The following is a 10,184-nucleotide window of genomic DNA, read 5'->3' as shown; positions in this document are numbered from 1 at the left end:
GAGCAGCTTCTTATAGGTGATGTTGGCCTTGACCCCGTCGCCGATTCCCGCCTGCCGGTCGAAGAGCAGGCTGAGCAGCTCCGTGGCTTCCTTGGCCCGGCCCAGCGAGGCGCACAACTCCGCCGCGGTCTGCCGCACGTTGTCGTTGTTCGGCTCTTGCTCCAGGATCGCCAAGTACTCTTCCAGGGCAGACTCCGTCTTGCCCTTCTGAAGGTACTTCTCGGCTTTTTCGAGGCGTTTGGCGGTATCGGCCATGAAAAGAACCCGCCGCGGCGGGCGGCGAACCCGCAATTGTATGCGCTGGAAGCGGTTGCGGCAACGGCCGGTGGTGGAGCGCAGGCCGCTCTGCTAGTCTGCGGCGATGCCCGAAGGCCCCAGCACCCAACCCGACTCCGAAGCCGGACTCCACAAGCAACTCAGCGCCGGCAAGATCGCCATGCTGGCCGTGGGCGGCTCCATCGGCACCGGGCTGCTGCTGGGCTCGGCCGAGGCCATCCACATCGCCGGCCCCGCCGTGGTTCTGAGCTTCCTGCTGGGCGGCGCCGTCATCTGGACCGTGGCCATGGCCATGGGCGAGCTGGCCAGCGCCCATCCCGCCGCCGGCTCCTTCGGCGTCTATGCCGACCTCTACCTCAACCGCTGGGCCGGATTCGTCGCTCGCTACGGATACTGGTACGCCATGGTGGTCGCCATCGGCGCCGAGCTGCTGGCCTCCGCCACCTACGTGCGCCATTGGTTCCCCCAGGTCCCGGCGCTGGTCTGGATCGCCCTCTTCGGCGCCCTGCTCGTCGGCATGAACTTGATGAACGTCGGCCGCTTCGGGACCTTCGAGTACTGGTTCGCCATGATGAAGGTCGCGGCCATCGCCGCCTTCATCCTCGGGGGCGCGGCGCTGATCTTTTCCGGGCGCGCAGAATCCCAGCTCGCGCCCACAGCAACCTTCGTCCCCAACGGCTGGCTGGCTATCGTCGCGGCCATGCCCCTCGCCGTCTACACCTTCGGCGGCGTGGAGATGGTGGCCATCTCCTCCGGCGAGGCCCGCTCCGCCAAAGACGTCGCCCGCGCCACCCACATCATGTTCGCCGTGCTGGCCTTCGTTTACATCGGCAGCATCCTGGTGCTGGCCGGGAGCACGCCCTGGACTCTCTACAACGTCGAGGCCAGCCCCTTCGTGACTGCGGCTGAGCGTATCGGATTGCCCGCCGCGGGTACCGTTCTGAACCTGCTGGTGCTGGTGGCCGCGCTCTCCGGCGCCAACGCCAGCCTCTATGTAGCGGCGCGCATGCTGTTCTCCCTCGCTCGCAGCGGCTTCGCCCCCGCCGCTCTGGGACGCCTCACCGCCGCCGGCTCGCCTCGCCTGGCGCTCGTCTGCTCCAGCGGCGGCATCGTGGTGGCCATGGCGGCCAAGCTCCTCGTCCCTCAGTCGGCCTTCCTCTATGTTCTGGGCGCCGCGCTCTTTGGCGGCATGCTGGCCTGGTGGATCGCCTTGGCCGCCCACATCTCCTTCCGCCGCAAGGCTTCAAAAGAACTGCTGGCGTCCTTGCCCATGCGCGCCCCCGGCGGCGCCGTGGCGTCGGTGCTCGGCTTCGCCGGGATGGCCGTCGCCTTCCTCGCCACCTGGCATACTTCCCTGCGCATCACCATGATCTGCGCGCCCATCCTGCTGGCCGCGCTGACCGTGGCGTACTACATCATGAGAGCCGCCTGCCCGGCATCTCCGGGCAGCTAGGCCTTCAGTCTTCAGTTTTCAGTCTTTACATTTCGAGCGCAGCGAGAAAGCCCTACCTCCTCCCCCGCCACTCTGCTCCAGGGAAGCGGGGCTATACTTGGCAAAGATTTAAAGATGCCGTTTTGCTCCCACTGCGGAACGCAGGCAACAGATGGCGGACGCTTCTGTACCGCCTGCAGCGCGCCTATGGCTTCCGACGCGGTCGAGGCTATGGCCACGGAAGCACGTCGCCACCGCAAACTGATGCGCGTCATGGTGGTCGCGGTCGGTTTGGTATTGGCAGTGACCGTGGGGGTGCGGCTGAACGGTGCCCTGTCTGCAAGACGGGCCATAGCAGGCTCGTCCACCAATGGCGCCACCGCCGCTCCCCAGCAGGGGCAGCAGCAACCGCCCCCGGCAAGCGCTTCCGCTCCAAGCGACACAGCGAACAACACGCCCACGGGTGGCATCGACCCGGAGGTCGTGCAGCGGGCATTGGCGCAGCTCACTCAGACTCAGCGCAGCGGCCAGGGCAGTCCGTCCGCCCCACAACTGCCGCAGCCATCAGTCCCCACCGGCTCCGACCGCTATCCTGGCTCGCAGACGGTCAACCTTGAGAACGCCAGCATTCCCGACATCGGCATTCCCGTTGCCAGCGAGGTTTACACCACCTCCGACCCCGTCGCGACGGTCGTCAGCTACTACCGCCAGCGGTATCCCGACGCTCGGGTCACGGAAATCAATGGCCAACAGATCATTGCCGTGGACCGCCCGGGCGCCATCAAGGTCATCGCCATCGGCAGCACCGGCCAGGAGACGCGAATCGCCATCGTTCAGCCGGCTAGCTGAAGTCACCACCACACCTTCAACAGGAATATTTCAAGATGTAATGATCATCCCCACCGCTGCCGCAGTCATGACCCCGAAGGTAGCCCAGCCTAAATACCTGAGGAGCGGCGGGTTCACGCGTTTGCCCATCACTTTCTGGCTGCTGGTCAAGAGGAGGACAAGCAGGATCAGAGGCGGCGCTAGCAGGCCGTTGATGACCGCCGACCAGAACAGCATTTTCACCGCGTTGAAGCCCAGATAATTCAGCACCAGGCCCAACCCCATGGCAACGGCCATCACTGCGTAGAACTTGCGCGCGCTTCTTGGCTTGTCGGCCATGGAGCCGCGCCATGCGGCTCCTTCCGTCACCGCATACGCGCAGGATCCTACCAGGACCGGCACGCCCAACATTCCAGTTCCGATCAAGCCCAGGGTGAACAGCAGGTAGGCCCCGTTGCCGGCAAGGGGACGCAACGCTTCGGCGGCCTGCCGGGCAGTTGTGATGTCCGTTTGCCCGTGCGCATGTAAGGTGGCCGCGGTGGTCAGAATGATGAAGTACATGATGAGATTCGAAAAAAACATGCCCACGATGGTGTCGGCGCGCGCGCTTCTCAATTCCCCCGCGGTCGCGCCCTTGCGCTCGGCGAGCGTTCGGCCCTGGGTCCGCCCTTCTTCCACCTCCTCGGCGGCCTGCCAAAAGAAGAGATAGGGAGAGATCGTGGTCCCCAGAATCGCCACAAGCACCGCCAGGAATCCGCGCGACCACTCCAAGTGGGGCACGAACGTTACCACCAGCGTGTGCCTCCAATCGACGTGAGCGTAAAACGAGGCGAACACATAGGCGAACAAGACTACCGTCATCCACTTGAAGATCCGCGCGATTAGCTTGTAAGAACTCCAGAACAACAGCGCCAGGATGAAGACCGCATAGACTGGGATCCAGATGAGGAATCGGATCCCCGTGATGAGCTGCGTCGCCTCCGCCATGCCGCCGAGATCAGCGCCGATGTTGATGACGTTGGCCACCACCAGGATCGAGCAGGCTCCCCAGAGCACCCAGCGTGGATAGTAGATCCGCACCGCGGCTGCCAGCCCGCGTCCCGTAACCATGCCCAGCCGCGCGCACATCAGTTGGATCGCGGCCATCAGGGGAAACGTGAGCAGCGCGATCCACAGCGTGGCATATCCATAGGCGGCTCCAGCAACGGAATAAGTTGAGATTCCCGACGGATCATCGTCGGCCGCCCCGGTGATCCATCCGGGTCCCAGGATCGCGAAGAATCTCTTCAGGAAGTTGGGCCCTTTGCCCTTTTCGGCATTCCGGGTCCGAGGTTCTCTCGCCGTCATATCCGTCGGAAGCGACGCTCTGCATCAAGGGTGTTCATCAGTTCGTGCGACACCGCGGTGCTGACTCTTCCCATGGGAGAGTGCCTTGCAAGTTTAGTCGCTGCCGCGAGTCTTTGTCCGAACGAACCCCTCGCCCTCGACAATCGGGTATTTCCTGGCGGCCAAGAGCATCCGTGGGCAGTTAGCAGTTCCTTCCTCCCAGTTTGTCATCCTGAGCCCCGCGCAGCGGGGCACCCCGGTGGAAGAGCGGGGCTTCAGCCTCGCGTCCCCCGCCCACATTCGCTATTGTCATCCCGACCAAGCCCGAATGAGCCCGCCGCGGCGGGCGCACTGAGGGCAAACGGAGGGATCTGCTTTACTCTGCTTCAAATCCGCGGGTTCCCTGGACCCGGAGCAGATCCGGGCTAATATGAAACTGGCGTATCGGCCCGCCGTCCGGTCGAGGAACGCAAGAACGAAAGATGAAGCGAGAAAAGTTCGTCAAACTGGTGGAGGAGGCGCTGGATTCACTGCCTGCGAGGTTCCGCAAGCGGATTCACAACGTCGCCGTCCTGGTGGAGGACCTGCCTCCCGAACAGCGGCCCCGCCGAGGCTCGCCGAATGCAGGGACCGTAGATTCAGACGATGCTGAGGATTTGGTGCTCGGTGTCTTCGACGGTGTACCCACAACTGAGAAAAGCGTGTTTGACCTGCCTGCGGGTCCCGGCCACATCGTGCTCTATCAGAAGAACATCGAGGCCGTCTGCTCCAACCAAGACGAGATCCGAAAGGAAGTCCGCCTCACGGTAATCCACGAACTAGGCCACTATTTCGGAATGACCGAAGCCCAACTGGAAGATGTCTAAACGGGCCCCGCATCCGCTCTGCCGAAGGCCCGCGCGCAGGCCACAGGCCGCAGCACGCATAAAGCAGCTACAATCTCTTCCATGCCCGCCGCTCCAATAAACGACGATCTGCTCCACTACCGCTCCCAGTTCCCCATCCTGGAGAAGACCACCTACCTCATCTCCAACTCGCTGGGCGCGATGCCGCGGGCCGTCGCCGATTCGCTCCAGTACTACGCCGACATCTGGGCCTCGCGCGGCGTGCGCGCCTGGGAGGACAAGTGGTGGATGCTGGCCGCCGAGGTCGGCGACCAGATCGGCTCACTGATGAACGCGCCCGCAGGCTCGGTGAACATCCATCAGAACGTCACGGTCTGCCAGGCGGTGGCCGCCTCCTGCTTCGACTTCTCCGGCAAGCGCAACAAAGTCGTCTACGACGACCTGAACTTCCCCTCGGTGATGTACTTCTGGGAGGCGCAGCGCCGGCGCGGCGCGCGCGTCCACATGGTGAAGACCGACGACGGCGTGCACGTCCCCACCGAGCGCATGCTCGCGGCCATAGACGAAGAGACGCTGGTCGTGCCCATCTCCCACGTCATCTTCCGCAGCGCCTACATTCAAGATGCAAAAGCCATCATCGAGAAGGCGCACCGCGTGGGCGCGCTGGTCATCCTCGACACTTTCCAGTCGCTGGGCACGGTGCCGGTGGACGTCCAGGCGCTCAGCGCTGACTTCGTCACCGGAGGCGTACTCAAGTGGCTCTGCGGCGGCTCAGGCGTCGCTTATCTCTACGTGCGCCCCGACCTCGCGCCCAAGCTTGAGCCTACCCTCACCGGATGGTTCGCCCACCAGGAGCCCTTCGCCTTCGAGACCGGGCCCATCCGCTACAGTGGCGGCCCCTACCGCTTCTCCACCGGGACCAGCAACATCCCCGCGCTCTACGCGGCGCAGCCCGGCCTGAAAATCATTCAGGAAGTCGGAGTCGAGAACATCCGGCGGAAATCGCAGCGGCAGACGGCGCGACTCATCGAGCTGGCCGAAGCGCACGGCTGGCGCGTGAACACGCCTCGCGACCCCGCACAGCGCGGCGGCACCGTTTCCATTGACATGCCCAACGCCAAAGAAGTCTGCGCCGAGCTGCTGAAGCGCGACATCCTGGTGGACTACCGCCCCAAGGCCGGCGTGCGCATATCCCCGCACTTCTATAACAAGGATGAGGAGCTGGACACCGCCATCGCGGCCGTCGGGGAGATCCTCAACACCATGAAGGTGGCCGCAAGGTAAGGACTGGCGCGGGTCGAAGCAAACCGCTTGACATTTCGCCTTTCCTTCGCTCATACTCCGGGCATGGCGCTCACCCGGCGGCAACGGCAGCTTTACGAGTTCATCGGAAATTTTGTGCAGACGCATGGCTACTCTCCTTCCTTCGAGGAGATCCGCGAAGGGCTGGGGCTGAATTCCCTGGCCACGGTGCACAAGCACGTTACCAACCTGGAGAAGAAGGGACTGCTGCACCGCGATGCCAACCGCAGCCGCTCCATCGATCTGCTGGCGCCGCGCGGCAAGATGAAGCAGGCGATGGCGGCGGCCGCTTCGGCGGCCAACTCCCTGCCCATGGTGGGCCGCATCGCCGCCGGGCGTCCGGTGGAGACCTTCGAGACTCCCGAGACCATCTCCTTCTCCGACTTCACCCGCTCCAAGGACGTTTTCGTGCTGCAGGTGACGGGCGAGTCCATGCAGGACGAGCACATCGTGGACGGCGATTACATCCTGGTGGAGCGCACCCAGGTGGCGCGCGACGGGGAGATCGTGGTGGCGCTGGTGGAAGGCGCCGAGACCACACTGAAACGCATTTTCAAAGAGGGCGACCGGGTGCGCCTGCAACCCTCGAACGCCACCATGGCGCCCATCGTAATGCCCGCCGCGGCGGTCGAGATCCAGGGACGCGTGATTGGCGTACTGCGGAAGTACTGAAGAGAGTGGCGAGGAACGAGTTGCAAGCAAAACAGAAAACGCCCGGCACAAGCCGGGCGTTGGTTCTTGCAGATGAGTTTGGGTTACGCCAGGTGCTTGTCCAGGGCCTTCTCGATGGCGTCGCGGCCGGTGTAGCCCACAATCTGCTCGCGCACCTGCCCGCCCTTGAAGATCAGGAGCGTGGGGATGCTGCGCACGTTGTAGCGCTGGGGCGTGGCCATGTTGCTGTCCACGTCCATCTTGGCGACCTTCACCCGGCCCTGATAGGCGGTAGCCACCTCGTCCACCACCGGGGCCAGCGCCTTGCATGGACCGCACCACGCGGCCCAGAAGTCCACCATCACCGGCTGCTCTGACTTCAGGACGTCCTGGTCGAAGTTCGCGTCTGTTACTTCAAGGATCCCGTTGGCTGACATTGTTCCTCCGAACTATGAGTGCTGGGACTCAGAGACATCCTACCACTACTGATTAGATGCTTCCGCACGGTAAAAGTCGCAGGCGAACCTAGAACTGAAACTTCACGTGCGCCGAGAACACGCGCGGCGAGGCGAACTGGATGGGCGTCTCCTCGCTCTCCTTGGCGATACGGTAGCGGTCGTCGGTGAGGTTCACCAGGTTCCACTGCAGCGTCACCCGCCGGGATTCCTCCCGCCACAGGTTGAAGCCGCCGCTCAGGTCCCAGCTGGCGTGGTCGGGCAGGCGCAGCTTCCCGTTCTCGGCCGCGGTGCCGCTGCCGTAGCGCAGGTTGCTTCCGGCGAAGAACTCGCGCCACTTCCGCCGCCAGGTGACGGAGAGCGTCCCGCTGTGGGGCTCGTCGAAGGCGGGCAGGAACTTCTCGCCCGGCTGGACCGCCTCCCCCAGGGCAAAGCCGCCGGAGATGGGCCCGAAGAAGAAGGTGCGCTGGTAGGCGTATTGCAACCGCGCCGAGAGGCCGAGCTTCTCCAGGTTCTTCAGCGTGAAGCCCGCCTCCACACCGTAGGACGAGCTGCGCGCCGAGTTGATGGGCAGGAACAGGCGCGTGATGCTGATCTCGCGGTACTCGAAGGGCGTGGTGCCCCGGTGATAGAAGCCGGTCAGCTCGAACGCCAGTTTGGGATGAAGCTCCTGGATCAGGCCGCCCTCGAAGTAGTGCTGGCGGTAGGGACGCATCGGGCCGACGCGGTCGTTCGGGTCCGGCGCCGCGGCTCCAAAGAAATTCGCCAGTTGCACGTACTCGAGCGGTGGCGGCGAGAAGAAGCGGTTGTAGGCAAAGTGCACCGTGCCCTTGCTCGACGGGATGTGGTAGGAGAGCGCCAGCCGCGGGCTCACCTGCGAGTAGGTGTGCGCCAGGTCGAAGTAGTCCCAGCGCAGTCCGAGTTCGGCGGTCCAGTTGGGCGTGAGCGAGATGTGGTCCTGCGCGTACAGGCTCGCCTGCCCGCCGAGGACCTTGCTCCGGAAGCTGAAGGGATCGGGATCCTCGGGCGGCAAGGGGACTTCGCGCGCGTCGAAGGCAAAGCGCTCGCTCAGGCGCAGGCGCGTGAGGTCCACGCCCGCCTTGAAGATGTGGCGGCCGCGGGAATAGAGGAAATCCGACTTCACGCCCGCGGTCAGGCTGGAGCGCAGGCCGTCGCCAAAGGGCGTGACCGGGTCGGTGGTGGGTACCAGGCGGTCCTCGAGCGTGCGCTCGTAGATGGAGGAAGTGATCAGCGCGCGCGGCGAGAAGACGTGCTCCCAGGTGAGGATGCCGGTCTGGGAGCGCAGGCGGCGCGAGGCGTCGCGCCCCTCGACCTGATCGTCTTCCAAATTCGGCAGCTCGAAGTTGGTTCCGCCGCCGGCCAGAAACAGGCTCACGCGGTCGTTCGTGCCGCGATAGTCGAACTGCCCGGCGCCCCGCAGCCCGAAGCCGAAGTCATGCAGCGCGGTGCGCTCGGGCGGGTTGAGGTACCAATCCGAAGTGAAACCGCCCGCGAACAGGTAGTAGCCGAATTTCCCGGCGGTGTTGCCGTACTCGGCCGAGCCCAGACTGCTGCCGAAGGTCCCGCCGCCGAGCGTGAGGGCGCCGTGTCCGCGCAGATCGTGACCGGAGCGGGTGGTGGCGTCGAAGACCCCGCCGAATCGGTTGCCGTACTCGGCGGCGAAGGACCCGGAGACCAGGCTCACCGCCTCGAACACATCCGGGCTCAGGCCGGGGCTGAACTGCTCCTGCGGATTCTCCAGGAAGGAAACGCCGTTGATGAACTCCTGGAGCGAGACCTCGTTGCCGCGGACGTGGACGAAGTTGTCGTGGCTGAGCGTGGCGCCGGGAAAGGTGTAGAGGGCGAGTGTGGGCAGGTCGCGCTTGAGGGGTTCCGGCAGCGCCGCCAGCTCGGTATGCGTCAGCAGGCGGGCGGAAGAGGTCTCGCCCAGACTGATGTCAGCGGAGCGCACCTCTACCGTCTGCGCGGCGGAAACCTTTCGCGCCAACTCGACCTGCACCACCAGCGGCTGGCGCGGGCGCACCGCCAACTCCTGCTCGGCGCTGTAGTAGCCGGCCGCCGAAATCACGAGTTCATATTCGCCCGCGGGCAACGCCAGGTAACTGAAGCGCCCGTCGGCGTCCGCGCTCCGGCGCAACTCCACGCCGCCGCGTTTGAGTACCAGCCCCGCGCCGGGAATGGGCTTGCCCGCCGGATCCGTCACCCGCCCTTCGAACAGGGACTGGGCCCAGGCGCTCGAGGCCAGTAGCACTGCCATTCCGATGGCAAGCCGCATTCCCATAGGGTTCTCAAGGGTACCCGCAACCCGGCCAAAAATAAAAGCGTCCCGGGCCCGAAGGCACGGGACGCCGGCAGCCCCTCCCCCAAGGGAACTGCCTCACGAACTCTTCCTTTGTACGTCCGCGCGGAGAAGCTGTAAACGTCACTAAAGTAACTGCGGTAGAGACGGGGGTAGCGTCGGTAGGAACGCTCACAGAATGAGGCGGTTAGCCTGGCCGGTGTCGGGAGGGGGAGTTTAACTTGAGCCGTCTAGGGGCGTGAGCGAACCAAGCGGAGCGCGGGAAGCGGGAGCCCGCGGGCGAAATCCCGAGCGAAGTCGAGGGACCTCGCATCACTGTTCCGCTCAGGTTCTCTGGTGCCGGGAGGGGGAGTTGAACCCCCAAGGGCCGAAGCCCGGCGGATTTTGAGTCCAACCCATTCGTTTTCCATACAACCCATTTTCTTTACTTTAGAGAGACTTGCGCCTATCCCGGCGTGTCGGCCGGTGCGGTTCTGTTCGGTCTTGTGAGGGGCCAATGGTCAGAGTTTAGGCAGAGAATACGTGCGCGAGAACTGCCTTTGCATGTGCTGAGCCGCGCGGGGGGCATCGTTCCCACGGCGCCGCCGGGGAGAGCGAGTTTTCTCCAACGCCAAACAAACATCTTCAAATTTCTCTTCGCCCATCTCTCAAGGGCTTGAGGGAGTTTTCGCCGAAAACCCTCTTCCCCTAGCGAATTTTCGCCCTTTAGGGTTATGAACACCTCACAAACCTGCGAACGCAAAAGCGTA

The 10,184-nt window shown here is 64.3% G+C and carries 9 protein-coding genes and 1 tRNA gene; 5 read left to right on the top strand and 5 right to left on the bottom strand.

From position 1 onward, the window contains the following. Positions 1–255, bottom strand: a 255-nt coding sequence (locus tag VGQ94_01760; protein HEV2021232.1) for a tetratricopeptide repeat protein, incomplete at its 3' end; no start/stop codon positions are given. A 106-nt stretch (positions 256–361) separates the two neighbouring features. Here VGQ94_01760 and VGQ94_01755 point away from each other — a divergent pair. Both VGQ94_01755 and VGQ94_01750 read left to right on the top strand, forming a co-directional pair. Continuing rightward, a complete protein-coding gene (locus VGQ94_01755) occupies positions 362–1,729 on the top strand; it encodes an amino acid permease (protein ID HEV2021231.1) in 1,368 nt (455 codons plus the stop codon). Between the two features lie 186 nt (positions 1,730–1,915). Next, entirely contained in the window at positions 1,916–2,557 is a 642-nt protein-coding gene (locus VGQ94_01750) for a hypothetical protein (GenBank protein ID HEV2021230.1), read from the top strand. A gap of 30 nt (positions 2,558–2,587) precedes the next feature. Here VGQ94_01750 and VGQ94_01745 read toward each other — a convergent pair whose 3' ends face one another. Then, positions 2,588–3,883 carry a divalent metal cation transporter gene (locus VGQ94_01745; GenBank protein HEV2021229.1) on the bottom strand — a complete coding sequence of 432 codons (1,296 nt, stop codon included), beginning with the start codon at positions 3,881–3,883 and terminating at the stop codon, positions 2,588–2,590. A gap of 461 nt (positions 3,884–4,344) precedes the next feature. Here VGQ94_01745 and VGQ94_01740 point away from each other — a divergent pair, with 461 nt between their 5' ends. The 3 genes from VGQ94_01740 to lexA all read left to right on the top strand — a co-directional run bounded on the left by VGQ94_01740 (position 4,345) and on the right by lexA (position 6,681). Next, positions 4,345–4,728 (top strand): metallopeptidase family protein, encoded by a 384-nt coding sequence (locus tag VGQ94_01740; GenBank protein HEV2021228.1) that lies wholly within the window; start codon positions 4,345–4,347, stop codon positions 4,726–4,728. A gap of 81 nt (positions 4,729–4,809) precedes the next feature. Continuing rightward, positions 4,810–5,991, top strand: coding sequence for an aminotransferase class V-fold PLP-dependent enzyme (locus VGQ94_01735; protein ID HEV2021227.1), 1,182 nt, complete (start codon positions 4,810–4,812; stop codon positions 5,989–5,991). 27 nt (positions 5,992–6,018) lie between these two features. Beyond that, on the top strand, positions 6,019–6,681 hold the full coding sequence (gene lexA, locus VGQ94_01730) for a transcriptional repressor LexA (GenBank protein HEV2021226.1): 663 nt from the start codon (positions 6,019–6,021) through the stop codon (positions 6,679–6,681). Positions 6,682–6,764: 83 nt separating this feature from the next. Here the strand turns inward: lexA and trxA are convergent, their stop codons facing one another. From trxA to VGQ94_01715, 3 genes are all read right to left on the bottom strand, one after another. Continuing rightward, a complete protein-coding gene (gene trxA, locus VGQ94_01725) occupies positions 6,765–7,097 on the bottom strand; it encodes a thioredoxin (protein HEV2021225.1) in 333 nt (110 codons plus the stop codon). A gap of 88 nt (positions 7,098–7,185) precedes the next feature. Beyond that, positions 7,186–9,417, bottom strand: a complete 2,232-nt coding sequence (locus VGQ94_01720; GenBank protein ID HEV2021224.1) for a TonB-dependent receptor — start codon at positions 9,415–9,417, stop codon at positions 7,186–7,188. 352 nt (positions 9,418–9,769) lie between these two features. Beyond that, a tRNA-OTHER gene (locus VGQ94_01715) sits at positions 9,770–9,890 on the bottom strand. Positions 9,891–10,184 lie beyond the last annotated feature (294 nt).

The sequence above is a fragment of the Terriglobales bacterium genome (genome assembly GCA_035937135.1).
Lineage (GTDB): Bacteria > Acidobacteriota > Terriglobia > Terriglobales > Acidobacteriaceae > DASYVL01.
Note: the sequence above shows the minus strand (reverse complement) of the source record. Positions and strands in the feature narration are given on the sequence as shown.

Bases quoted from the DNA above. Each gene is read 5' to 3' on its own strand.
- VGQ94_01755 (HEV2021231.1), top strand. From the start codon at position 362: ATGCCCGAAGGCCCCAGCACCCAACCCGACTCCGAAGCCGGACTCCAC.
- VGQ94_01750 (HEV2021230.1), top strand. From the start codon at position 1,916: ATGGCTTCCGACGCGGTCGAGGCTATGGCCACGGAAGCACGTCGCCAC.
- VGQ94_01745 (HEV2021229.1), bottom strand. From the start codon at position 3,883: ATGACGGCGAGAGAACCTCGGACCCGGAATGCCGAAAAGGGCAAAGGG.
- VGQ94_01740 (HEV2021228.1), top strand. From the start codon at position 4,345: ATGAAGCGAGAAAAGTTCGTCAAACTGGTGGAGGAGGCGCTGGATTCA.
- VGQ94_01735 (HEV2021227.1), top strand. From the start codon at position 4,810: ATGCCCGCCGCTCCAATAAACGACGATCTGCTCCACTACCGCTCCCAG.
- trxA (HEV2021225.1), bottom strand. From the start codon at position 7,097: ATGTCAGCCAACGGGATCCTTGAAGTAACAGACGCGAACTTCGACCAG.
- VGQ94_01720 (HEV2021224.1), bottom strand. From the start codon at position 9,417: ATGGGAATGCGGCTTGCCATCGGAATGGCAGTGCTACTGGCCTCGAGC.